At 76.4% G+C, this 22,781-nt stretch carries 23 protein-coding genes; 16 read left to right on the forward strand and 7 right to left on the reverse strand.

Annotated elements, in window-relative coordinates; genetic code table 11:
* Positions 1 to 59 precede the first annotated feature (59 nt).
* Positions 60 to 779 (reverse strand): IclR family transcriptional regulator, encoded by a 720-nt coding sequence (locus tag JIG38_RS18045; RefSeq protein ID WP_199425107.1) that lies wholly within the window; start codon positions 777 to 779, stop codon positions 60 to 62.
* Between the two features lie 96 nt (positions 780 to 875).
* On the opposite strand from JIG38_RS18045, the gene leuC reads away from it, so the two are divergent.
* Together leuC and leuD are read left to right on the forward strand one after the other, a co-directional pair.
* Positions 876 to 2,336 (forward strand): 3-isopropylmalate dehydratase large subunit, encoded by a 1,461-nt coding sequence (leuC, locus tag JIG38_RS18050; RefSeq protein WP_199425108.1) that lies wholly within the window; start codon positions 876 to 878, stop codon positions 2,334 to 2,336.
* Positions 2,337 to 2,360: 24 nt separating this feature from the next.
* On the forward strand, positions 2,361 to 3,023 hold the full coding sequence (leuD, locus tag JIG38_RS18055; protein WP_199425109.1) for a 3-isopropylmalate dehydratase small subunit: 663 nt from the start codon (positions 2,361 to 2,363) through the stop codon (positions 3,021 to 3,023).
* A 15-nt stretch (positions 3,024 to 3,038) separates the two neighbouring features.
* Here leuD and JIG38_RS18060 read toward each other — a convergent pair whose 3' ends face one another.
* Positions 3,039 to 3,887 carry an LLM class flavin-dependent oxidoreductase gene (locus JIG38_RS18060; RefSeq protein ID WP_199425110.1) on the reverse strand — a complete coding sequence of 283 codons (849 nt, stop codon included), beginning with the start codon at positions 3,885 to 3,887 and terminating at the stop codon, positions 3,039 to 3,041.
* 129 nt (positions 3,888 to 4,016) lie between these two features.
* On the opposite strand from JIG38_RS18060, the gene murA reads away from it, so the two are divergent.
* From murA to JIG38_RS18075, 3 genes are all read left to right on the forward strand, one after another.
* Positions 4,017 to 5,333: a UDP-N-acetylglucosamine 1-carboxyvinyltransferase gene (gene murA, locus JIG38_RS18065; protein WP_199425111.1), complete on the forward strand. Its 1,317-nt coding sequence runs from the start codon at positions 4,017 to 4,019 to the stop codon at positions 5,331 to 5,333.
* 67 nt (positions 5,334 to 5,400) lie between these two features.
* On the forward strand, positions 5,401 to 6,123 hold the full coding sequence (locus JIG38_RS18070) for a lysophospholipid acyltransferase family protein (RefSeq protein ID WP_199425112.1): 723 nt from the start codon (positions 5,401 to 5,403) through the stop codon (positions 6,121 to 6,123).
* Positions 6,120 to 7,142 (forward strand): NAD(P)H-dependent glycerol-3-phosphate dehydrogenase, encoded by a 1,023-nt coding sequence (locus JIG38_RS18075; RefSeq protein ID WP_199425113.1) that lies wholly within the window; start codon positions 6,120 to 6,122, stop codon positions 7,140 to 7,142. The genes JIG38_RS18070 and JIG38_RS18075 overlap by 4 nt, the downstream gene beginning before the upstream one ends.
* A 26-nt stretch (positions 7,143 to 7,168) precedes the next feature.
* On the opposite strand, the gene JIG38_RS18080 is transcribed toward JIG38_RS18075, so the two are convergent.
* A complete protein-coding gene (locus JIG38_RS18080) occupies positions 7,169 to 8,404 on the reverse strand; it encodes a trans-sulfuration enzyme family protein (protein WP_307845020.1) in 1,236 nt (411 codons plus the stop codon).
* A gap of 112 nt (positions 8,405 to 8,516) precedes the next feature.
* Here JIG38_RS18080 and JIG38_RS18085 point away from each other — a divergent pair, with 112 nt between their 5' ends.
* The 3 genes from JIG38_RS18085 to JIG38_RS18095 all read left to right on the forward strand — a co-directional run bounded on the left by JIG38_RS18085 (position 8,517) and on the right by JIG38_RS18095 (position 12,037).
* Complete coding sequence (locus JIG38_RS18085; protein WP_199425114.1) at positions 8,517 to 9,269, forward strand: alpha/beta fold hydrolase; 753 nt, start codon at positions 8,517 to 8,519, stop codon at positions 9,267 to 9,269.
* Positions 9,266 to 10,813, forward strand: coding sequence for a Mur ligase family protein (locus JIG38_RS18090; RefSeq protein WP_199425115.1), 1,548 nt, complete (start codon positions 9,266 to 9,268; stop codon positions 10,811 to 10,813). Before JIG38_RS18085 ends, JIG38_RS18090 begins: the two co-directional genes overlap by 4 nt.
* Before the next feature lie 93 nt (positions 10,814 to 10,906).
* Positions 10,907 to 12,037, forward strand: coding sequence for a D-alanine--D-alanine ligase family protein (locus JIG38_RS18095; RefSeq protein ID WP_199425116.1), 1,131 nt, complete (start codon positions 10,907 to 10,909; stop codon positions 12,035 to 12,037).
* Between the two features lie 63 nt (positions 12,038 to 12,100).
* Here JIG38_RS18095 and JIG38_RS18100 read toward each other — a convergent pair whose 3' ends face one another.
* Positions 12,101 to 13,069, reverse strand: coding sequence for a D-alanine--D-alanine ligase family protein (locus JIG38_RS18100; RefSeq protein ID WP_199425117.1), 969 nt, complete (start codon positions 13,067 to 13,069; stop codon positions 12,101 to 12,103).
* 68 nt (positions 13,070 to 13,137) lie between these two features.
* Positions 13,138 to 13,638 carry a DUF3515 family protein gene (locus JIG38_RS18105; protein WP_199425118.1) on the reverse strand — a complete coding sequence of 167 codons (501 nt, stop codon included), beginning with the start codon at positions 13,636 to 13,638 and terminating at the stop codon, positions 13,138 to 13,140.
* A gap of 92 nt (positions 13,639 to 13,730) precedes the next feature.
* Here JIG38_RS18105 and JIG38_RS18110 point away from each other — a divergent pair, with 92 nt between their 5' ends.
* A complete protein-coding gene (locus tag JIG38_RS18110; protein ID WP_199425119.1) occupies positions 13,731 to 14,759 on the forward strand; it encodes a thiamine-phosphate kinase in 1,029 nt (342 codons plus the stop codon).
* A gap of 3 nt (positions 14,760 to 14,762) precedes the next feature.
* Here the strand turns inward: JIG38_RS18110 and JIG38_RS18115 are convergent, their stop codons facing one another.
* Entirely contained in the window at positions 14,763 to 15,284 is a 522-nt protein-coding gene (locus tag JIG38_RS18115) for a GNAT family N-acetyltransferase (protein WP_199425120.1), read from the reverse strand.
* Between the two features lie 164 nt (positions 15,285 to 15,448).
* Positions 15,449 to 15,640, reverse strand: a complete 192-nt coding sequence (gene rpmB, locus JIG38_RS18120; RefSeq protein WP_199425121.1) for a 50S ribosomal protein L28 — start codon at positions 15,638 to 15,640, stop codon at positions 15,449 to 15,451.
* Between the two features lie 274 nt (positions 15,641 to 15,914).
* On the opposite strand from rpmB, the gene JIG38_RS18125 reads away from it, so the two are divergent.
* The 7 genes from JIG38_RS18125 (at position 15,915) to rpmF (ending at position 22,641) form a co-directional block, all read left to right on the forward strand.
* Positions 15,915 to 17,621 (forward strand): DAK2 domain-containing protein, encoded by a 1,707-nt coding sequence (locus tag JIG38_RS18125; RefSeq protein ID WP_199425122.1) that lies wholly within the window; start codon positions 15,915 to 15,917, stop codon positions 17,619 to 17,621.
* Complete coding sequence (locus JIG38_RS18130) at positions 17,618 to 19,894, forward strand: ATP-dependent DNA helicase RecG (RefSeq protein ID WP_199425123.1); 2,277 nt, start codon at positions 17,618 to 17,620, stop codon at positions 19,892 to 19,894. Before JIG38_RS18125 ends, JIG38_RS18130 begins: the two co-directional genes overlap by 4 nt.
* Positions 19,895 to 19,930: 36 nt before the next feature.
* Positions 19,931 to 20,578 carry a 16S rRNA (guanine(966)-N(2))-methyltransferase RsmD gene (gene rsmD, locus JIG38_RS18135; RefSeq protein ID WP_199425124.1) on the forward strand — a complete coding sequence of 216 codons (648 nt, stop codon included), beginning with the start codon at positions 19,931 to 19,933 and terminating at the stop codon, positions 20,576 to 20,578.
* Positions 20,579 to 20,604: 26 nt separating this feature from the next.
* Entirely contained in the window at positions 20,605 to 21,087 is a 483-nt protein-coding gene (coaD, locus tag JIG38_RS18140) for a pantetheine-phosphate adenylyltransferase (RefSeq protein WP_199425125.1), read from the forward strand.
* Between the two features lie 91 nt (positions 21,088 to 21,178).
* Positions 21,179 to 21,730, forward strand: a complete 552-nt coding sequence (locus JIG38_RS18145; protein WP_233405237.1) for an ATP synthase subunit B family protein — start codon at positions 21,179 to 21,181, stop codon at positions 21,728 to 21,730.
* 165 nt (positions 21,731 to 21,895) lie between these two features.
* Positions 21,896 to 22,441, forward strand: a complete 546-nt coding sequence (locus JIG38_RS18150; RefSeq protein WP_372419994.1) for a YceD family protein — start codon at positions 21,896 to 21,898, stop codon at positions 22,439 to 22,441.
* Positions 22,442 to 22,443: 2 nt separating this feature from the next.
* Complete coding sequence (rpmF, locus tag JIG38_RS18155) at positions 22,444 to 22,641, forward strand: 50S ribosomal protein L32 (RefSeq protein ID WP_199425127.1); 198 nt, start codon at positions 22,444 to 22,446, stop codon at positions 22,639 to 22,641.
* The last annotated feature ends 140 nt before the right edge of the window (positions 22,642 to 22,781 follow it).

A 22,781-nucleotide genomic window follows, 5' to 3' on the forward strand; every position in this document is an offset into this window, starting at 1 on the left:
CCTCGACGACGGGCGGGCGGGACGGGGCGGCCCGGCGTCGGGGCGGGCGCGGAGGGGCGTCAGTCGCCCGTGCGGCGCAGGACCTCGGTGAGGCGGTTGGCGGCCGCGACGACGGCGCCCGCGTGCAGGCGTCCGGGCTGGCGGCTGAGCCGCTCGACGGGGCCCGAGATCGACACGGCGGCGACCACGCGGCCCGAGGGCCCGCGCACCGGCGCGGACACCGAGGCGACGCCGGCCTCGCGCTCCGAGACGGACTGCGCCCAGCCGCGGCGTCGCACGCCCGAGAGGATCGTGGCGGTGAACTTGGCGCCCTGGAGCCCCCGGTGCAGGCGGTCCGGCTCCTCCCACGCGAGGAGGATCTGGGCGGCCGAGCCGGCCTGCATCGTCAGGGTCGCGCCGACGGGGATCGAGTCCCGCAGGCCGATGGGCCGCTCGGCGGCCGCGACGCAGATGCGCTGGTCGCCCTGGCGGCGGTAGAGCTGGGCGCTCTCGCCGCAGTGGTCGCGCAGCGCGGCGAGCACGGGGTTGGCGGCGGCGAGCAGACGGTCCTCGCCGGCCGCGGTGCTGAGCTCCGACAGGCGGGGGCCGAGCACGAAGCGGCCCTGCATGTCCCGCGCGACGAGGCGGTGGTGCTCGAGCGCGACCGCCAGTCGGTGGGCCGTCGGTCGGGCAAGATGGGTCGCAGCGACCAGCTGGGCGAGGGTCGCCGGCCCCGCCTCCAGTGCGCTGAGGACCGAGGCGGCCTTGTCCAGCACGCCGACTCCGCTAGAGTTGTCCATAGGTCGATATTGGCGTCTCGGACACTGAGACGCAAGTAGGCGGGCCGAAATGGGTCCCGGACCCCTCGTCCGGGGGACAGCTGAGAGGAACGCGACATGGCCGGCACGCTGGCGGAGAAGGTCTGGGACGCGCACATCGTGCGCCGTGGCACCGACGGGGCCCCCGACCTCCTCTACATCGACCTGCACCTGGTGCACGAGGTCACCAGCCCGCAGGCCTTCGAGGGTCTCCGGCTCGCGGGGCGGCCCGTGCGCCGCCCGGACCTCACGATCGCGACCGAGGACCACAACACGCCGACGCTCGACATCGACCGGCCCATCGCGGACCTCACGAGCCGCACGCAGATCCAGACGCTGCGCAACAACGCCGTCGAGTTCGGGGTCCGGCTGCACTCCCTCGGGGACGCGGACCAGGGGATCGTGCACCAGGTCGGCCCCCAGCTCGGCCTGACGATGCCCGGCCTCACGGTCGTGTGCGGCGACTCGCACACCTCGACGCACGGTGCGTTCGGCGCCCTCGCGTTCGGCATCGGCACGAGCGAGGTCGAGCACGTGCTCGCGACGCAGACGCTGCCGCTGGCGCCCTTCAAGACGATGGCGATCACCGTGGACGGCACGCTGCCGCCCGGGACGACGTCGAAGGACATCATCCTCGCGATCATCGCCAAGATCGGGACCGGCGGCGGCCAGGGCTACGTCCTGGAGTACCGCGGCGAGGCGATCCGCGCGCTCTCCATGGAGGCGCGCATGACGATCTGCAACATGTCGATCGAGGCCGGCGCGCGCGCCGGGATGATCGCGCCGGACGAGATCACGTTCGAGTACCTCCGGGGCCGCCCGCACGCGCCCGAGGGCGCCGACTGGGACGCCGCGGTGGACTACTGGCGCACCCTGCGCACGGACGACGACGCCGTCTTCGACGCCGAGGTGGTCCTCGAGGCGTCCGACCTCGAGCCGTTCGTCACCTGGGGCACCAACCCGGGCCAGGGCCTGCCGCTCTCCGCGCGGGTGCCCGTGCCGGCGGAGATCGCCGACGAGAACGAGCGCGTCGCGGCCGAGCGTGCGCTCGAGTACATGGGCCTCGTGCCCGGCACGCCGCTGCGCGACATCCCGGTCGACACGGTCTTCATCGGCTCGTGCACGAACGGCCGGATCGAGGACCTGCGGTCCGTGGCCAAGGTCGTCCGCGGCAAGAAGAAGGCCGACTCGGTCCGCGTGCTCGTCGTGCCGTCGTCGGCCCGGGTGCGGCTGCAGGCCGAGGCCGAGGGGCTGGACCAGATCTTCCTCGACTTCGGGGCCGAGTGGCGCAACGCCGGCTGCTCGATGTGCCTCGGCATGAACCCCGACCAGCTCGCGCCGGGGGAGCGCAGCGCGTCGACGTCGAACCGCAACTTCGAGGGGCGCCAGGGCAAGGGCGGCCGGACGCACCTCGTCTCGCCGCTGGTCGCGGCGGCGACGGCGATCCGCGGCACGCTCTCGTCGATCGCGGACCTGGGCGACGACGTCGTCCCGCCGGACGGCAGCCCGCTGACCGACGCCGACCTGCAGCACGCCTGAGACACCCCGGACAGGAGAACGACCATGGAGAAGTTCAGCCAGCACACCGGGGTGGGCGTGCCGCTGCGCCGCAGCAACGTCGACACGGACCAGATCATCCCGGCCGTCTACCTCAAGCGCGTCACGCGGACCGGCTTCGAGGACGCCCTGTTCGCGGCCTGGCGTGGGGACCCCGAGTTCGTGCTCAACCAGGACGCGTACCGCGCGGGGTCCGTGCTCGTCGCGGGCCCGGACTTCGGCACGGGCTCCTCGCGCGAGCACGCCGTGTGGGCCCTCAAGGACTACGGCTTCCGCGCCGTCCTCTCTGCGCGCTTCGCCGACATCTTCCGCGGCAACTCGGGCAAGCAGGGGCTTCTCGCCGCGCAGCTCGCGCAGGAGGACGTCGAGCTCATCTGGAAGGTGCTCGAGACGGTGCCGGGCACCGAGGTGACGGTCGACCTCGCGGCGAAGCTCGTGCACTGCGCGGACGTCACCGTGCCGTTCCAGGTCGACGACTACACGCGCTGGCGCCTCATGGAGGGCCTGGACGACATCGGCCTCACGCTCCAGCACGAGGCGGAGATCACGGCGTTCGAGGCGACCCGCGAGCCGTGGCGCCCGCGCACGCTCCCCGCCAAGCACCTCCCGCCCGTCGAGATCGTGGCCGCGCGCCCGGTGCTCCCGACGGGGGACGACGCGCTCGTCTGAGCCGCGCGACGCCGCTCAGCGCGGCGGCCCCTGGCGGATCGCTGCGAGCAGCGCCTCGGGGGTCGCCGTCGCGGCGTCCCAGCGGGACTCGACCCACCAGGTCGCCCCGGCCTCCTCGAGCTCGGCGACGTGCGCCCGCGCCGCTCCCGGGTCGGTCGGGAGGACGCCGTGCTGGACGACGTCGAACGTCCCGGGGACGGCCTCGCCCTGCGCCCGCAGCTCGTCCCTGCGGTGCCGGAGCCACGCAGCGGCCCGGGCGACCTCGGCGGCCGCCGGCTCGTCCTCGGTGCCGGACAGCTGCAGCACGGCGCCGTCCCAGCGGGCCGCCCGGCCCATCGACCGGGGGTACCCCACGGCCGCGACGGGCCAGACGGGGATGCGCGGCTGCTGCACCGGTCGAGGTGCGATCACGAGGTCCTCGACCTGGTAGTGCGTGCCGTGGTGCGAGAACGGCTCGCCGGTCGCCGCGTGCTCGAGGATCGCGAGCGCCTCGTCGAGCCGCTCGGCGCGCTCGCGGTTGGTCTGCGCCTCGCCGTTGACCTTGCCGAACCCGCCGTCGAGCGAGACGCCGAGGCCGACCGGGAGCACGAGGCGCCCGCCCGACAGGTGGTCGACGGTGAGCGCCTCGCGCGCCACCTTCCACGGCCGGCGCCGCGCCAGCGGGAAGATCATGGCGCCGAGCCGGATCGTGCTCGTCCGCGTCGCGACCGCACCGAGCAGCGTCCACGGGTCCCACGTGTCGACCGGCCCGATGCTGATGCCGTCCCAGGTGAAGAAGCCGTCCCAGCCGTGCGCCTCCGCCTCCTGCGCCATCCGCACCACCTCGTGCACGGTCCCGTAGCTGCCCACGAACCCGAACCTCATCGCGCCCACCTGCCCCCGTCGCTCGACCCGCGCGCCGCGCTGCGCCCTGAGCGGAACGGTAGGCGTGACCTCCGACACCCCGTGGACCGCTGGCGTGACGTACCCCCGCGGGTAGGCGACCATAGGCGCATGTCTGACGTCCTCCACATCCACGGCGGCACCCCGCTCGCCGGCGAGATCACCGTCCGCGGCGCGAAGAACTTCGTCTCGAAGGCCATGGTCGCCGCGCTCCTGGGCGAGGGCCCGAGCGAGCTGCGCAACGTCCCGGTGATCCGTGACGTCGGCGTCGTCACGGGCCTGCTCGAGCTCCACGGCGTCTCGGTGACGTCGGACGCGCAGGCGGGCGTCCTCACGCTCGACCCGAGCAACGTCGAGTCGGCGCACGTGGCCGACATCGACGCGCACGCGGGCTCGAGCCGGATCCCGATCCTCTTCTGCGGACCGCTCCTGCACCGCCTGGGCGAGGCGTTCATCCCCGACCTCGGTGGCTGCCGGATCGGCGACCGGCCGATCAACTACCACCTCGACATCCTGCGCCAGTTCGGCGCGGTGGTGGAGAAGCGCGAGCAGGGCATCCACATCCGGGCGCCGCGCGGCCTGCACGGCACCAAGGTCGCCCTGCCGTACCCGAGCGTGGGCGCCACCGAGCAGCTGCTCCTCACGGCCGTCCGGGCGGAGGGCCTCACCGAGCTGTCCAACGCGGCGATCGAGCCCGAGATCCTCGACCTCATCAACGTGCTCCAGAAGATGGGCGCGATCATCTCGGTCGACACCGACCGCGTCATCCGCATCGAGGGCGTCCCGCGCCTGTCGGGCTACCGGCACACCGCGCTCTCGGACCGCATCGAGGCGGCGTCGTGGGCCTCGGCCGCGCTCGCGACCACGGGGGACATCACGGTCCGCGGCGCGACGCAGCCCGAGATGACGACCTTCCTCAACACCTTCCGGAAGGTCGGCGGCGAGTTCGAGGTGCAGGACGACGGCATCCGGTTCTTCCACCCGGGCGGCGACCTGCGCTCGATCGTGCTCGAGACCGACGTCCACCCGGGCTTCATGACGGACTGGCAGCAGCCGCTCGTCGTCGCGCTCACGCAGGCCAAGGGCCTGTCGATCGTCCACGAGACGGTCTACGAGAACCGCTTCGGCTTCACCGACGCGCTCGTCGGCATGGGCGCGACGATCCAGGTGTACCGCGAGTGCCTCGGCGGGCACCCGTGCCGCTTCGGGCAGCGGAACTTCTACCACTCGGCCGTCATCTCGGGCCCGACGCCGCTCGCGGCCGCGGACATCGAGGTGCCGGACCTGCGCGGCGGCTTCAGCCACCTCATCGCGGCCCTCACCGCCAAGGGCGTCTCGGCCGTGCGCGGGATCGACCTCATCGACCGCGGGTACGAGCACTTCACCGACAAGCTCACGGCGCTGGGCGCGGAGTTCGACCGCAGCTGACGCCGCCGGTCCGGGCCGGCCGGACGCGGGGGAGCCGGGCGCGCCGGCGCGGGTAGCATCGGCTCCCGTGCCGGCACCCGAGCGTTCCAACCGCGCGTACCGCAACATCGCGCGCGTCGTCCGTCCGCTCCTGCTCGCGATCACGGCGCGCGACTGGCGCGGCACCGAGAACCTGCGGCACGAGGGCGGCTTCATCGCGGCCGCGAACCACATGACCAACGTGGACCCGCTGACCTTCGCGCACTTCCTCTACGACAACGGCATCGCGCCGAAGATCCTCGCCAAGGCGTCGCTCTTCTCGGTGCCCGTCGTCGGCAGCCTGTTGCGCGCGAGCGGCCAGATCCCGGTCCACCGCAACACGGTCGACGCCGGGCGGTCGCTCGCCGCGGCGATCGAGGCGCTCGCGGACGGCGAGTGCGTCGCCGTCTTCCCCGAGGGGACGCTCACGCGCGAGCCCGACCTGTGGCCCATGGCGGGCAAGACCGGCGTCGCGCGCCTCGCGCTCACCACGCGGGCGCCCGTCGTGCCGATCGCGCAGTGGGGTCCGCAGGACCTCCTGGGTCGGTACTCGAAGGTCCTCAAGCCCTTCCCGCGCAAGAGGATCACGGTGGTCGCGGGGCCGCCCGTGGACCTCTCCGACCTCTACGGCCGCCCGCAGGACTCGGCCGTGCTCCGCGAGGCGACCGAGCGCGTCATGGCCGCCATCACGGCCCTGCTCGAGGAGGTCCGCGGCGAGAGTGCCCCGGCGGAGCGGTTCGTCTGGCGCCGCCCGCCGGGGGAGTCGCGGTGAGCGGCGCCGCCGTCGCCCCGACGCGCGCCGCGGTCCTCGGCACCGGCAGCTGGGGCACGACGTTCGCGGCCGTGCTCGCCGACGCCGGGTGCGACGTCACGCTCTGGGGCCGCCGCGCCGAGGTCTGCGCGGAGATCGCGGCACGGCACACCAACGAGGCCTACCTGCCGGGGATCCGCCTGCCCGACGGCGTCCGCGCGACGACCGACGCGGCACTCGCGCTGCGCGGGGCCGACGTCGTCGCGGTGGCCGTCCCCGCCCAGACCGCGGGACGCACCCTTCAGCCGTTCGCCGACCTCGTCGAGCCGGACGCCGTCGTGGTCTCGCTCATGAAGGGCGTCGAGCTGAGCTCGGACCGCCGCATGAGCGAGGTGGTCGCGCACGCGCTGCGCCTGCCCGACGAGCGGGTCGCGGTGGTCTCGGGGCCCAACCTCGCGCGCGAGATCGCCGCGCGCCAGCCCACGGCGACCGTGGTCGCGTCCACGAGCGAGGCGACGGCGCAGCGCGTCGCCCAGGCCTGCGCGTCGGCCTACTTCCGGCCCTACACGAACACGGACGTCGTCGGCGTCGAGCTGTGCGGCGCCGTGAAGAACGTCATCGCCGTCGCGGTGGGCATCGCCCAGGGTCGCGGCTTCGGGCACAACACCATGGCCACCGTGATCACGCGGGGCCTGGTCGAGATCACCCGCCTCGGGCTCGCGCTCGGTGCCGACGCCGAGACGTTCGCCGGGCTCGCGGGCATGGGCGACCTCGTGGCCACGTGCGCGTCCCCGCTCTCGCGCAACCACACGCTGGGCGTGCACATCGGGCAGGGCATGAGCCTCGCCGAGGCGGTCGCGGCGACGGGCGGCACCGCCGAGGGCGTGAAGTCCTCGACGTCGGTGCTCGAGCTCGCGGGCACCGTGGGCGTGGAGATGCCGATCACGGCCGCCGTCGTCGCCGTGCTGCACGACGGCCTGCCCGTCGACCGCATGGCCCAGCTGCTCCTCGCGCGCCCGCACAAGGCCGAGGGCCTCTGAGGCAGGCGCCGCGTGCCGGCCCGCGCCTACCGCGGGTCGGTGCCCGCGGCCGCCCGGTCGAGCGCCTGCGCGAGGTCGGCCCACAGGTCCTCGACGTCCTCGATGCCGACGGACAGCCGCAGCAGGTCCTCGGGGACCGTCACGGACTCGGTCGGGAACCGGCGTCGCCGCTCGAGGCTCGACTCGACGCCGCCGAGGCTCGTCGCGGGCAGCCACAGCCGCACGGCGTCGACCACCGCGTCGGCGGCGGCGGCCCCTCCGCGCGGGCGGACGCCGAGGATCGAGCCGTACCCGTCGAGCAGGCGCGTCGCCCGCTCGTGGCCCGGGTCGCTCGCCAGGCTCGGGTGCCGGACCTCCGCGACGGCGAGGTGCGTCGCGAGGCGCTCGGCGAGGACGGCGGCGTTGTGCTGGGACCGCTCGACGCGCAGCGCGAGCGTGCGCAGGCCGCGCAGGGCGAGCCACACCTCCCACGGACCCGCGATCGCGCCGTGCAGGGTCCGGTGGGCCGCGAGGCGCTCGCGCAGCACCGGGTCGGACGTCACCGCGGCCCCGAGCACGACGTCGGAGTGCCCCGCGAGGTACTTCGTCACCGAGTGCACGACGACGTCCGCGCCCCGCTCGAGGGGCCGCTGGGCCAGCGGCGTCGCGAACGTGTTGTCGACGACGACGAGCGCCCCCGCGGCGTGCGCGCCCGCGACGAGGGCCGGGAGGTCGGCCACCTCGAGCATGGGGTTGGTCGGGGACTCGACCCACAGCAGGGCCGCGGGCTCGCCTTGGGCGTCCGCGCCGTCGCCGCCGTCGCTGCCGCCGTCGCCCCGCACCGCGGCCAGCACGGCGTCGGTGTCGGCGATGTCGACCGTCGTGACCCGCAGCCCGCTGCGCTTCGACAGCTCGTCGGCGAGCGCGAGGCTGATCTGGTAGGCGTGCCGCGGCAGGACGACGCGCGCGCCGGGCTCGACGAGCGCGAACGCGGCCGCGATCGCGGCCATGCCGGAGCCGTAGACGAGCGCCGGCAGCGCCGCGCGCTCGAGCACCGCGAGCGCGTCCTCGAACGGGCCCCAGGTCTCGGTGCCGTTGCGCGTGTACAGCAGCTCGCCCGGGCCCGGCGTGCCCGTCGAGACGTAGGTCGAGGAGAGCACCACCGGGGCGTTCACGGGACCGCCCTGGACGCGCGGGGGCCGGCCGGCCGTGACGGCGAGTGTCGCGGGCGCGGCGCCCGGGTGGCCGGAGGGGGACGGACGGTCGTCGCGCAGGTCGCTCACGAGTCGAGGGTAGCCGCGTGCCGGACGCCGTCCCGGGGGCGTCCGCGGCCGCCGACGGGGGCCGGCCCGCGTCGGCGCGAACGCCCGCACCTGCGGTGCTAGCCTCGTCCGCGTGCTGACGGTCTTGGCGGGGGACGTGCTCGCCGACCGGGTCGGCGGGTCTCCCGCGCGCGTCCTCGCGCTGCACGGCTGGGGCCGGTCCGGCGCCGACTTCGCGCGCGTCCTCGACGGCACCGACGGCCTCGCGGTCCACCTGCCCGGCTTCGGACCGACGGCCCCGCCGCCCGAGGCGTGGGGGAGCGTCGAGTACGCCGAGCACCTCGCCGCGGCGCTCGACGGTCTCGGCGACACCCGGCCCGCCGTCGTCGTGGCCCACTCCTTCGGGGGGCGCGTCGCCGTGCGGCTCGCCGCCCGCCGCCCCGACCTCGTCGCCGCGCTCGTCCTCACGGGTGTCCCGCTCGTCCGCGCCACGCCGCCGCCACGCCCGCGCCTCGCGCTGCGCGTGGCCAAGCGGCTCCACGCCGCCCACGTCCTGCCGTCTGTTGTCGTCGACCGGCTGCGCCGCAGCGGCGGGTCCGCCGACTACCAGGCGGCGCAGGGCGTCCTGCGGGGCGTGCTCGTCCGCGTCGTCGGGGAGGACTACCGCGAGGACCTGGCACGCGTGGCCGCCTCAGGCGTGCCGGTCGACCTCGTCTGGGGCGAGCTCGACGACGCCGCCCCGCTCGCGGGCGCCCGCCTCGCCGCGGAGCTCCTGCCGGGAGCGAGCCTCACCGTGGTGCCGGGCGCCGGTCACCTGCTCGAGGGCGCGCTCGAGGGCGCGGTCCGGGACGCCGTGCACGCTCGCCTCGCCGGCGGCGCCGCATGAGGGACCAGACCGTGCTCACCCCGGTCCTCGCGCTCCTCGCCCTCGCCGCGCTCGCGCCCGTCGGGCTGCGCTGGCTGCGCGTGGGCCAGCGCGAGCACTACATCGGCGGCCGCGTCGGCACGATCGCGGCCCTGTGGCTCTCGCGGTCGCGCACCGACCTCGTGCTCGCCGCGCTCGCGGCGCTGCTCGCCGTCGTCGCGTGCGTCCCCGGCCTCGAGCTCGCCGCGGTGCCCGCACTCGCCCTCGCGGTCCTCCTGCCGCGCGGGTTGGGCATCCGGGGCCGCACGTCGTCGCTGAGCTGGACGGCCCGCCTGCGCCGCCTCGCGATCGGCTGGCTCGCGCTCGAGCTCGTCGTGGGCGCATTGCTCGTCCTGCTCCTGGGGCCTGGCGCCGCGGCGCTCGCGGTCGTCGGCGCGCCCCTGCTGCTCGACGTCGCCATGGCCGTCATGGAGCGCGTCGAGCGCCGTCTCTCGGCGCCGTTCGTCGCCCAGGCCCAGCGCCGCCTCGCCCGGATCCGGCCGCAGGTCGTGGCCATCACGGGCTCCTACGGCAAGACGTCCACCAAGGGCTACATCGCCCACCTGCTCAGCGCGACGACGGCCGTGGTCGCCTCGCCCGCGAGCTTCAACAACCGGCTCGGGCTCTCGCGCGCCGTCAACGACGCGCTCGTCGAGGGCACCGAGGTCTTCGTCGCCGAGATGGGCACGTACGGCCCCGGCGAGATCCGCGAGCTGTGCGAGCTGTTCCCGCCCGACGTCGCGGTCATCACGACCATCGGCGAGGCGCACCTCGAGCGCATGCGCACGCACGAGACGATCCTGCGGGCGAAGTCCGAGATCACGGAGCGCGCGCGCGCCGTCGTCCTGCCCGTCGACACCCCCGAGCTCGCCGCGCTCGCCGAGCGCTGCCGGGCGGCCGGCAAGCAGGTCGTGACCGTCTCCGTCGAGGGACGGGACGCCGACGTCGTCGTCGACCTCGCGGGCGGGACCGTGCTCGCGCGCACGCCCGAGGGTCCCGTCACGCTCCACGTCGGCCCGGGCGTCGCGCACGGCGTCAACCTGGGCGTCGCCGTGGGGGTCGCGCTCGCGGTGGGTGCCGACGTCACGAAGACGGAGCCGCGTCTGCGGTCGCTCCCGCGCGCGGCCCACCGGGCCGAGGTGCAGGACACGGGCTCGGGTCTCGTCGTCGTCGACGACACCTACAACGCCAACCCGATCGGCGCCCGCGCCGCGCTCGACGAGGCCGCCGCGCTCGCGCGCGGGCGGGGAGGCCGCCTGGTCGTGGTCACGCCCGGGATCGTCGAGCTGGGGCACGTGCAGCGCACGCGCAACGCCGACTTCGCGCAGGCCGCCGCCGAGGCGGGCGCGCACCTCGTCGTCGTCGGCCGGACCAACCGGGCGGCGCTCGTCGAGGGTGCGGCGCGGGCGCAGGGGACGGTCGACGTCGTCGACGCGCGGCCTGCGGCGGTGCCGCTCGCGACGTCCGCGGCGGGCGCGAACGGCGTCGTACTCTACGAGAACGACCTGCCGGACCACTACCCGTGACCTGCGCGCCCTGACGGGGCGGCAGCGAGCACGGCCGGCGACGAGCCGGCGAGCGGGACCGCACGCGTCCCCCCGACGACGAGATGAGGATGCATGACCTGGGCTGTGGTGTTCGGAGGTCCGTCCCCGGAGCACGAGATCTCCATCCTGACCGGGCTCCAGGCCGAGCGGGTGCTCACGCGGGCCGGTGAGCAGGTCGTCTCGCTGTACTGGGGTCCGACCGGCGCCTGGTCCGTGGTCCCGCAGGGCACCGAGGCCAAGGACTACCTCGAGGGCGCTCCGGCGGGCTCGCGGCCCGTCGAGATCCGCCTCGGCGCCGACCCGGGCCTCTTCGTCAAGGGGCGCCTGCGCTCGGAGCGGCTCGAGCTCGAGGCGGCCCTCAGCTGCCTCCACGGCGGCCTGGGCGAGGGGGGCGGCTTCGCGGCGCTGGCGGCGCTCGTGGGCCTGCCCGCGACGGGTTCGTCGCTCTACGCGTCGGCGCTCGGCATGGACAAGCTCGCGTTCGGCGGCGTCATGGCTGCGGCGGGAGTCCCGACGCTCCCGCGTGCCGCGCTCGACGCCGACGTCGACCCCGGCTTCGACGGCCCCTACATCGTCAAGCCGCGCTACGGCGGCTCGTCCATCGGCATCGAGATCGTCGACGACCTCGCGGCCGCGCGCGTGCTCGCGCGCACGAGCGCGCACCTGCGCCAGGGCGCCGTCGTCGAGCCCTTCCGGTCCGACCTCGTGGACCTCAACGTCTCGTTCCGGACGGCCCCGACGCTCGAGGTCACGCCCCTCGAGCGGCCCCTGCGCGGCGGCGACGGCGTCTACTCCTACGCGGAGAAGTACCTGGCCGGGGCGGGCGGCGAGGACGCGGGCCTCACGAGCGCCCCGCGCGAGTTCCCCGCCCAGGTGCCCGACGAGGTCACCGCCCGGGCCCAGGAGCTCGCCCGACGGGTGGCCGTCGCGACGCGCCTCACGGGCGTCGTGCGCGTCGACTTCCTCTACCAGCCGCAGACCCACGAGCTCGTCGTGAACGAGGTCAACTCCGTGCCGGGTGCGCTCTCGCTCTACCTGTGGGCGGGCACGCGACCGGCGGCCGACGTGCTGCGCGACGCGCTCCTCGAGGCGCGCGACGCGGGCGTCCCGGCCGTCGCGAGCGGCTTCGGCTCGGGCGCGGCCCTGCGTGCCGCGGGTGGGATCAGCGGCAAGCTGGTCGGGCTGGACGGCCCGCGCGCCTGACGCGCGGCCCCGTCCGGACGCGTCGACCGGCCCTGCGGGCACGCCCGCGGGGCCGGCGCTGGGTCAGCCCGTCGTGACGCCGGCCCGCTGGTGCGCCTTGCGCAGCAGGTCGAGCAGCAGGTGGCCGAGCGGCCGGCCGACCTCGGCCGCCGCGAGCGGCAGCACCGACGTCTCGGTGAGGCCGGGCGAGATGGCCGCCTCGAGGAACCACGGCGTGCCCTCGTCGTCGACGATCGCGTCGGTGCGCGAGAGGTCGCGCAGACCGAGGACGCGGTGGGTCAGCTCGGCGGCCCGCGCGGCCGCGGCGAGCGCCTCGTCGGGCAGCGGGGCCGGGAGCGCGACCGTGATGAGGTCGGCGCTGTAGCGCGCCTCGAAGGAGAACGGCGACACGTCGGGGTTCTGGAACGCGGCGGGGGGCAGGGCGGTCGGCGTCTCGTCCTCCACGACGACCGTCTCGATCGTCTGGCCCGCGACGTACCGCTCGATGAGGGCGACGTCGCCGAAGGTGAAGCACCGCACGAGCGCGGCGGGCAGGTCCGCGGCCTCCTCGACCAGGCTCATGCCCAGGGTCGACCCGCTGGTCGCGGGCTTGACGACGACGGGAAGGCCGAGGCGGTCGGTCACGGAGCGGACGAGCTGGGCGGGCGAGAGCTCGCGGAACGAGCGCGCGGAGATCGCGACCCACGGCGGCGTCGCGAGGCCCGCACGCGACATGAGCACCTTCGCGACGACCTTGTCCCACGCGAGGTGGCACGACGCGGCCGGCGAGCCGACGTAGGGCACGCCCGCGAGCTCGAGCGCGGTCTGCAGGGAGCCGTCCTCGCCGCTCGCGCCGTGGACGGCGATGTACGCGGCGTCGATCCGGTCGTTCGCGAGCCGGTCGAGCAGCGTCTCGTCGGCGTCGTAGAGCACCGCGTCGATCCCGGCCTCCGAGAGCGCGTAGAGCGCTCGGCGGCCCGAGCGCATCGACACCTCGCGCTCGTTCGAGAGCCCTCCGGCGATCACCGCCACACGGTCGAAGTCGGTCGTCACGCCAGGTCCCTTCGTCGAGGTGCTCGCGGCCGATCCTAGCCAGCCGCGAGGTGCGGGCAGGCGGCGGCTCAGAGGCACTCGCGCGTCTGCTCCACGAGGCTCACGGCCGCGCCGAGGTCGAGCAGGAACGACGTCGAGCGGGACGAGGTGACCTCCGCGGGGACGCGGACCTCGACGGCGGGGTCCCGGCCGTAGGTGACGAACGTCCACGGTGCCGCGCCGGTGGCGTCCTCGGGCCCGGCGACGGCGACCCAGTCCACCTGCGTCGTGCCGTCGTCGGCGTCGACGCACGGGTCCGTCGTCGGGGCGGGCGGCTCGACCCCGCAGCGCAGGACGACGGGCGCGGCGCGGTCGCCCCACGCGGTCGTGGCCTGGCTGCTCGTGTCGAGCCGCGGCATGCCCGCGAGCTCGTCCGGCACGGCGAGGACGACGCTGGCGCACAGCGGGTCGGCCGCGTCGGGGCCGGCCGGCACGACCACCGGCGAGGAGCACGCGCCGAGCGCGGCCACCACGGCGAGCGACGCGACCGCGGTGGCGCCGCGCCGGACGCGTGCGGAGGTCGGGGTCACCGGCCCACCGTAACGGCCGGGCGCGGCCCTCCCGACCGGCCGTGGGGCCCCGCCCGCCGGACCGCCGGGCGTCCGGTCGGTACCGTGACCGCGTGCAGACCCCCGCCCCGACCGTGGCCGACCTCGGCGAGGACGGGCTCCTCGCGCTCGTGTTCCCCCTCCTCCCGCCGGGCGCGGCGACGCTGCTCGGTCCGGGCGACGACGCCGCCGTCGTCGCGAGCCCGGACGGGCGCGTCGTCGTCTCGACCGACCTCCTCGTCGAGCACCGCCACTTCCGTCGCGACTGGTCGACCGGGGACGACGTCGGCCACCGCGCGGCCGTGCAGAACCTCGCCGACGTCGCGGCCATGGGGGCACGTCCCACGGCGCTCGTGGTCGGGCTCGTCATGCCGGGCGACCTCCCGGTGGACTGGGTGCTCGGCCTCGCGCGCGGCCTCGCGGCCGCGTGCGGGCCGGAGGTCGGCGTCGTGGGGGGCGACCTGTCGGGCGGCGCCGAGGTCGTCGTCGCCGTGACGGTGCACGGAGACCTCGAGGGACGGGCGCCTGTGCGCCGGTCCGGTGCCCGCCCGGGCGACGTCGTCGCGCACGCGGGCGTGCGCGGGCGGTCGGCCGCCGGCCTCGCGCTGCTGCGCGCCGGCGCCGTGGGGCCGTCCGGCGCCGGCGGGACGGGCGCGGGGACCGGTGCGGGCGCGGACGCCGCTCTCGAGGCCCTCGTCGACGCCTACCGCCGGCCCACGTCCCCCCTCGCGGCCGGGCCGCTCGCCGCGCGCGCGGGTGCGACCGCGATGCTCGACGTGTCCGACGGCCTGCTGCGCGACGCAGGGCGGCTCGCGCGCGCGAGCGGCGTCGCGCTCGACCTCGACGTCCCGGGGTCGGCCTTCCCGGCGGACCTGGCGGCGCTCGAGCCCGCCGCGGCGCTGCTCGGTGCGGACGCCGCCGCCTGGGTGCTCGCGGGTGGCGAGGACCACGGGCTGCTCGCGACGTTCCCGCCCGGGGCCGCACTGCCGCCCCCGTTCCGCGCGTGCGGTCGCGTGCTCGACGCCCAGGGCGCGCCGGGGCGCGTCACGGTCGGGGGAGCCGAGCACACCGGCCCCACCGGGTGGGACCACTTCGCCGGCTGACGGTCAGCCGCGGCGGTACCGCACCTCGGTGAACTGCTGGCCGCCGATCTCCTCGATGCGTTCGACGCCGTCGCGCGTGAAGCCGTTGCGCCGGTAGAAGTGCGCGGCCCGCTGGTTGGCCTCGAGCACCCAGAGCGTCACGGTGACGCCGCCCGGGACGGCGCCGAGCACGGTGCGCATGAGCTCGCGCGCGATGCCCTGCCCCCAGGCGCGCGGCTCGAGGTAGATCGTGTAGATCTGGAGCGTGGTGCGCTCGGCGTCCTCGTCGAGGCTCGGGCCGAGCGAGGCGAACCCGACGACGGTGCCGTCCTCGACGGCGACCCAGATCGTCGTGTCCGGCGCGGGCGTGGTGAGCCGGTCGCGCCAGGTCGCGGCGCGGGCCCGGACGTCCAGCCCGCCGAGGTACTCGTCGGAGACGACCCCCTTGTACGCCTCGCGCAGGGAGGCCACGTGGACCTCCGCGATGCGGTCCGCGTCGGCGACGGTCGCGGGCCGGATGGCCACCTCGTGCAGGTCTTCCACCATGGCGGCCACCCTGCCATGACACCCGTCCGGGATGCCAGGCCATGGGTGGCTCTTTGGGCGTCCTTGGTGACGTCCGGCCGGTCCCGGTGGGGACGACGGCGCCCGCGGACCGAGAGGTCCGCGGGCGTCGGTGCGGCCGGTCGCGCGGCCGTGGTGCGCAGGGCTCAGGCGGTGCGCTGCACCTTGCCGGCCTTGAGGCACGACGTGCACACGTGCAGGCGCTTGGGCGCACCCGCCACGACGGCACGCACCCGCTGGATGTTCGGGTTCCAACGACGCTTGGTGCGGCGGTGGGAGTGCGAGATGCTGTGCCCGAAGCCCGGGCCCTTGCCGCAGACGTCGCAGTTGGCAGCCACGTTCTCTCTCCTGATTCGTCAGTGCACGCCGCGCGCTCACCGGACCGGTGGTGGCGACGAAGTCATGTGGTCCGAGCCCCGCCGTGGCCGACCTCGGGAGGCCGGCGGGACGCGCGCTCGGTGCCCGGGCGTGGCCGGGCAACCTCGATAGGGTAGCCGATCGCGGACCCCCGCCCAAACGCGCGAGGCGCGTCGCCGGCGTGACGGGCGCGACACGGGGGACGGGCTCGACGAGGGTACGGGCCCGGACCGGCACGCAGAGGCGGGAGGTGCGGTGGCGACGACGGTGACCGTCGACGCGGCGCTCCTGCGCGCCTGGTCCGCCGGTGCCGCCGCCGCGCTGCGGGGCGCGAGCGCCGAGCTCGACCTGCTCAACGTCTTCCCCGTGCCCGACGGCGACACGGGCACCAACCTCGCGCTCACCCTCGCGGAGGCTGCCGACGCGGTCGGCGCGCTGGGCCCGGACGTCGGCGTGCGCGAGGCCGCGCGCGTGATGCTGCGCGGGGCGCTCGTGGGGGCGCGCGGCAGCTCGGGCGTCATCGTCAGCGAGTACCTCAGGGGCCTGGTGGGGAGCCTGAGGGTGCCCGCCGACGCCGCCGCGGCGCACGTGGGCGCCGGGGCGGTGGCGCGCGCGCTCGACGACGCCTCCGGCGCCGCCTACCGCGCGGTCGGCGCACCGGTCGAGGGCACCGTCCTCACGGTCGCGCGCGCGGGCGCGCGCCGGGCCCCCCCCCCGGGCGCCCGGGGCCCCCGCGCCGCCGCCGCCCCCGTGGACGTGCTCGCGGCCGGGCTCGAGGCGGGCCGCGGCGCGCTCGCGCTCACCCCCACGCAGCTCCCCGCGCTGGAGCGGGCGGGCGTGCTGGACGCCGGGGGAGCGGGCCTCCTGGTGGTGCTGGGCGCCCTCCTCGCGTGCCTCGACCCCGCCCGCGCCGGCGGTCCCGGCGTCGGCGTGGACCTCGGGACCGCCCCGGCCACCGGGCCCCGCGCCGCGGGCGGGTCCGGCTGCGACGCCGCCGCCGGGCACACCCTCGTCGCCGAGCCGGGCGCCACCCCCGACGCGCTGCGCGAGCGGCACGGCGGCGAGTTCGAGGTCATGTACGTGGTCGAGGCGACCGACCAGGCCGACCGGACGGCCGGAGCCGCCGAGCCCGCCGCTACCCGCGCGGCGGCCGCCGACGTCCCCGGGGACGCCCTGCGCGAGGCCCTGGGGCGCACGGGCGACTCGGTCGCCGTCGTGGGCGGCGACGGGCTGTGGCAGGCGCACGTGCACACGGACGACCCCGTCGCCGCGGTCGCCGCGGCCGCGGTGGCCGGCACGGCCTCCGAGGTGCGCGTGCGCCACCTCGCGAGCCAGTCGGGCGTGCACGGCGCCCACCGGCCCGTCGTCGGCGTGGTCGCGGTCACCGCGGCGCCCGGGCTCGTCGCCGACCTGGCGCGGGCCGGCGCCGTCGTCGTGCTCGTCCTGCCCGGCTCGTCGGCGGGCGGGGCCGTGCGCCGCGCCGTCGCCGACACCGGCGCGCTCGACGTCGTCGTGCTCGCGGGCGCGGCCGGGGGAGCGGTGCACGGCGTCGACGACCGGCCGGACGCGCCCCGCACGGTGGTGCTCGACGCGCTGCTCGAGGTCCAGGTGGTCGTGGGCGCGGCGACGCTCGCCGCGTCGGCCGGCGCGGACGGGGCGGGCGCGCCCGGCCCGGCCGGCGAGGCCGTCGCGGACCTCGTGCGCGCGGTGCGAGGCGTGCGCACCGCGGTGGTCCCGCCGGGCGCTGTCGGTGGGGGCGGGCATGCTGGTGCCGTGCTCGCGGCGACCGACGACCTGCTCCGTGCCGGGGGCGGGCTGGTGACCGTCCTCACGGGCGCGGCCACGGCTCCCGGCGTCGCCGACGAGGTCGTGCGCGGGCTCGCGGCCGCCCACCCGGAGGTGGACGTCGTGGTGCTGCCGGCGGGCACGGCCGGCGCCGACGTCACGGTGGGCGTCGAGTGACCGGGCGGCTCGGCGACCCCCTCCAGCGGCTGCTCGGCCCGCGCACCGCGAACCCGCTCGCCAAGCTCGAGCTGCACACGGTCGGCGACCTCGTGCGGCACTACCCGCGGCGGTACGCCGCGCCGGGCCGCCTGACCGACCTGTCGTCGATGGTCGTGGGCGAGCACGTCACCGTCATGGCGCAGGTCCGCAGCGCGACCGTGCGCGAGATGCGGTCGCGGGGCGGCGCGATGCTGCAGGCGCGCGTCTCCGACGGGCACCGCGACCTCAGCCTGACCTTCTTCGCCAAGCGCTCGGGCGTGCTCCGCGCGCACGAGGCGCGGCTCGTGCCCGGCAAGGTCGGCCTCTTCACCGGGACCGTGGGCGCCTACCGCGGCGAGCTCCAGCTCACGCACCCGGACTACCAGATCGTCGGCGTCGACGCCGACGACGAGCTGGCCGCGCTCGTCGAGGCGAGCAAGCCCATCCCCATCTACCCGGCGTCGGCGGCCGTCCCGACCTGGCGCATCGCGCTCGCGGTCCGCACCGTGCTCGACCCGCTGCGGCCCGAGGACGTCCCCGACCCGCTGCCCGCGCCCGTGCGCGAGCGCCGCGGCCTGCGGACCCTCCACGAGACGCTCCACGACGTCCACCTGCCCGCGGACGACGAGGAGTGGCGCCGCGGCCGGCACCGCCTGCGCTACGAGGAGGCCTTCGTCCTGCAGGCCGCGCTCGCCCGACGGCGCGCGCTCGTCGCGAGCCAGGAGGCCGTCGCCCGGCCGGGGGCGCGCGGGGGCCAGGGCATCCTCGGCGCCTTCGACGCGCGGCTCCCGTTCGCGCTCACCGAGGGCCAGCGCGAGGTGGGCCGGCAGATCGCCGAGGACCTCGCGGCCCCCCGGCCGATGCAGCGGCTGCTCCAGGGCGAGGTCGGCTCGGGCAAGACGGTGGTCGCGCTGCGCGCGATGCTCCAGGTCGTCGACTCGGGCGGGCAGGCGGCGCTGCTCGCGCCCACGGAGGTGCTCGCGTCGCAGCACCTGCGCACGCTGCGCCTGCTGCTCGGCGAGCTCGCCGAGGAGGGCATGCTCGGCGCGGCCGAGCGGGCGACCCGCGTCGTCCTGCTCACGGGCTCGCAGTCCGCGTCGGCGCGGCGCGAGGCCCTGCTCGAGGCCGCATCGGGCGGCGCCGGGATCGTCGTCGGCACGCACGCGCTGCTCGGCGAGAAGGTGCAGTTCGCGGACCTCGGGCTCGTGGTGGTCGACGAGCAGCACCGGTTCGGCGTCGAGCAGCGCGACGCGCTGCGCGCCAAGGCGGGCACGACGCCGCACCTGCTCGTCATGACCGCGACGCCGATCCCGCGCACGGTCGCCATGACGGTGTTCGGCGACCTGGAGGTCTCGACCCTCACGCAGGTCCCGGCGGGGCGGGCGGGCGTGACGACGCACGTCGTGCCGGCGGGCAGGCCCGCCTGGCTCGAGCGGACCTGGCGGCGCGTGCGCGAGGAGGTCGACGCGGGCCACCGCGTGTACGTCGTCTGCCCGCGGATCAGCGCGGACGACGCCGGCCGCGCCGGGGACGACGACGCGGACCTCGTGGTCGACGCCCCGGCCTCCCGCGCGACGGCGCCCGACGACGACCTCCTGCTCCCCGCCGCGGGGGCGGGCGGGGGCGAGGAGCGGCGTCCGCTGCGCGCGGTGGAGGAGGTCGCCGCCGAGCTCGCCGCGATGCCTGCGCTCGCGGGCGTCACGGTCGGCGTGCTGCACGGGCGCCTCCACCCGGCCGAGAAGGAGGACGTCATGAACCGCTTCGCCGCGGGTCAGGTCCAGGTCCTCGTCTCGACCACCGTGATCGAGGTCGGCGTGGACGTCCCGGCCGCGACGGTGATGGTCGTGCTCGACGCCGACCGCTTCGGGCTCTCGCAGCTGCACCAGCTGCGGGGGCGCGTGGGCCGCGGGTCGGCCCCCGGGCTCTGCCTGCTCGTCTCGGACGCGCCCGAGGGCACGGACGCGGAGCTCCGGGTGCGCACGCTCGCCGAGACCACCGACGGGTTCCGCCTCGCGACGGTCGACCTCGAGCTGCGCCGCGAGGGCGACGTGCTCGGCGCCTCCCAGTCCGGCGCGGCGAGCTCCCTGCGCATGCTCCGCGTCGTGCGGGACGCCGACCTCATCGCGCAGGCGCGCGAGGACGCGGCCGCGCTCGTCGCCCAGGACCCGGACCTGGGCGCGTGGCCGCAGCTGCGCGACGCGATCGAGCTGTGGCTCGACCCGCGGCGCGAGGAGTTCCTCGACCGCACGTGAGCCGGGCCCGGCGGCCGGGCCACCTACCCTGGGGCCGTGACGCGGATCGTGGCGGGGACGGCGGGCGGCCGGGTGCTCCAGGTGCCGGGCCGCGGCACCCGCCCCACGAGCGACCGGGTGCGTGAGGCGCTGTTCTCGCGGCTCGAGCACCTCGACGTGCTCGACGGCGCGCGCGTCCTCGACCTCTACGCGGGCTCGGGCGCGCTCGGCCTCGAGGCCGCGAGCCGTGGTGCCGCGAGCGTCGTGCTCGTGGAGTCCGCGCGCGCCGCGGCCGACGTGTGCCGGCGCAACGTCGCCGCCGTCGGGCTGCCGGGCGTGCGCGTCGCGGCCGAGCGCGTGCTCGTCCACCTCGGCCGCGTGTCCGAGCCGGTCGACCTGGCCCTCGTCGACCCGCCCTACGAGCTCGGCGAGACGGACCTCGCCGCGGTGCTCGAGGCGCTCGCCCCGAGGCTCGACCCGCAGGGCGTCGTCGTCGTCGAGCGCTCGACGCGCTCGCCGGAGCCGACGTGGCCGCCCGGGCTCGTCCGCGCCGACGAGCGGCGGTACGGGGAGACGGTCCTGTGGTTCGCCGACGCCGCGCCGGCGGACACCGGGCCGACGACGGCGCCCACCACCGGGGCGACCACGGCGCCCACCACCGGGCCCACCACCGGGCCCACCACCGGGCCCACCACCGGGCCCTGACGCGCGCCGGGTCCTAGGGTGGCTTCGTGACCGTCGCCGTCTGCCCCGGCTCCTACGACCCCGTGACGCTCGGCCACCTCGACGTGGTGCGGCGCGGCGCCGCCCTCTTCGACGAGGTCGTGCTCGCGGTCGCCACCAACGCGACCAAGCGGCCCCTGCTCCCGCTCGACGAGCGCGTCTCGCTCGCGCGCGCCGCGGTCGCCGGGATCCCGGGGGCGCGCGTCGACGTGGTGCCGGGACTGCTCGTCGACTTCTGCCGCGACGTCGGGGCCACGGTCCTGCTCAAGGGCCTGCGCAACGGCGCGGACTACGACGCGGAGCTGCCCATGGCGCTCATGAACCGCCACCTCAGCGGCGTCGAGACCGTCTTCCTGCCGGCCGACCGCTCGGTCGCCCACATCGCGTCGTCGCTGGTCAAGGACGTGGCGCGCCACGGCGGGGCGATCGACGACCTCGTGCCGCCCGGCGTCGCCGACGCGGTCCGCGCGCGTCTGGCGGCCCGGCCGTGACGCGCCCGTGCCGGCGTCCGGCAGCCCGGCCCGCGACGACCCCGACGACCCGCCGCCCCAGGACGACCGCCCCGACGACGCAGGAGGCACGATGACGGACGCCCGGTACCCCGACGCGGACGAGCGCGACGGCCGCGGCCCGCACGACGCGGCGGGTGCCCTCGACGACCCGCACCGGCCCGAGGGGCTGACGGGCATCCTCGAGGCGCTCGAGCAGACCGTCACCTCGGCGCGCGCGATGCCGATGTCGTCCTCGGTGCTCGTCAACCGGGCCGAGCTGCTCGAGCTGCTCGACCAGGCCTACGCGGTGCTGCCGACGCAGCTCACCCAGGCCGACGAGGTGCTCGCGGGCGCCGACGAGGTGCTCGCCGACGCCCAGCGGCAGGCCGAGCAGGTCATCGCGACCGCGCGGGAGCGGGCCGAGGAGCTCGTGAGCTCCGAGCAGGTCGTCGTGGCCGCGCGCGTGCGTGCCGACGAGATCGTCGCCGAGGCCGAGCGCACGGCGGCGGCGATGCGTCGCGACGCGGACGACTACTGCGACCGGCGCCTCGCGGACTTCGAGATCGACCTCGGCAAGGTGCTCGCCCAGGTCCAGGCCGGACGCGCCAAGCTCGCCGACCGCCTGGGCGACGACGAGATGTGAGCGTGCGGCGCGGCGACGCGCGGGCCGGACGCGCGTTTGGGAGGCCCTCCGCGATGCCGTAGCATTGCCCGTTGGTCCTGCCGCTCGTGGCGTGGACCGAGACCCCTCGACCCAGGACGTGACGCTGTGGAGCGCCCGCTCACCCCCGATCCCCGATCGCCGTACGTGCTCGACACGCACGAGCTCGGTCGGCGTCCGGGGACCATGCGGCGCGAGCAGCGGACCGTCCCGGCGCCGGAGGATCTCGGTACCGCCGTGATCGGCGTCCCCGCCGGGTCCGACCTCCGCCTCGACCTGAGGCTCGAGGCGGTCATGGAGGGGATCCTGGTGTCCGGAAGCGTCAGCGGCCGGGCCGTCGGGGAGTGCGTGCGGTGCCTGACCGAGGTCGTCGAGGACGTCGACGCCGAGGTGCAGGAGCTGTACGTCTACCCTGAGCGCGCCCGCGTCGCGGTCGAGGACGGCGACGAGGACGAGGACGTGCGCGAGCTGGAGGGCGACCTCGTCGACCTCGAGCCCGCGCTGCGGGACACGGTGGTGCCGGCACTGCCGTTCCGGCCGGTCTGCACACCGGACTGCCCGGGTCTGTGCTCCGAGTGCGGGGCGCGCCTGGCGGACCCGGAGAACGCGGACCACACGCACGAGGTCCTGGACCCCCGGTGGGCTGAGCTCGACCGGGTGAAGAGCATGTTCGACGACACGAAAGAGAGCTAGCCGTGGCTGTTCCGAAGCGCAAGATGTCGCGCAGCAACACCCGTGCGCGTCGGTCGCAGTGGAAGACGACCGCCGCGACCCTCACGACGTGCCCGCGCTGCAAGGCGAACAAGCTGCCCCACGTGGCGTGCCCCGCGTGCGGCGCGTACAACGGCCGGCAGTACGCCGAGGCCGTGCGCACCGAGCACGAGGCGCACTGACGCCCGTGCGGCACCCGCAGGTGAGCGTCCGATGACCGCCACACCTGCCGCCCCGCTCGTCGAGAAGCGGGGGGGGCCCCAGGGCCCCCCCCGAGGGGGGCGGGGGGCGGCCCCCCCCCCCGGCGGGCCCCCGCGCCGCC

This window comes from Actinotalea solisilvae (assembly GCF_016464425.1).
In the GTDB taxonomy this organism is placed as follows: Bacteria; Actinomycetota; Actinomycetes; order Actinomycetales; family Cellulomonadaceae; genus Actinotalea; species Actinotalea solisilvae.

Bases quoted from the DNA above. Each gene is read 5' to 3' on its own strand.
- murA (WP_199425111.1), top strand. From the start codon at position 4,017: ATGTCTGACGTCCTCCACATCCACGGCGGCACCCCGCTCGCCGGCGAG.
- JIG38_RS18090 (WP_199425115.1), top strand. From the start codon at position 9,266: ATGAGGGACCAGACCGTGCTCACCCCGGTCCTCGCGCTCCTCGCCCTC.
- JIG38_RS18045 (WP_199425107.1), bottom strand. From the start codon at position 779: ATGGACAACTCTAGCGGAGTCGGCGTGCTGGACAAGGCCGCCTCGGTC.
- leuD (WP_199425109.1), top strand. From the start codon at position 2,361: ATGGAGAAGTTCAGCCAGCACACCGGGGTGGGCGTGCCGCTGCGCCGC.
- JIG38_RS18115 (WP_199425120.1), bottom strand. From the start codon at position 15,284: ATGGTGGAAGACCTGCACGAGGTGGCCATCCGGCCCGCGACCGTCGCC.
- leuC (WP_199425108.1), top strand. From the start codon at position 876: ATGGCCGGCACGCTGGCGGAGAAGGTCTGGGACGCGCACATCGTGCGC.
- JIG38_RS18095 (WP_199425116.1), top strand. From the start codon at position 10,907: ATGACCTGGGCTGTGGTGTTCGGAGGTCCGTCCCCGGAGCACGAGATC.
- JIG38_RS18060 (WP_199425110.1), bottom strand. From the start codon at position 3,887: ATGAGGTTCGGGTTCGTGGGCAGCTACGGGACCGTGCACGAGGTGGTG.
- JIG38_RS18145 (WP_233405237.1), top strand. From the start codon at position 21,179: ATGACGGACGCCCGGTACCCCGACGCGGACGAGCGCGACGGCCGCGGC.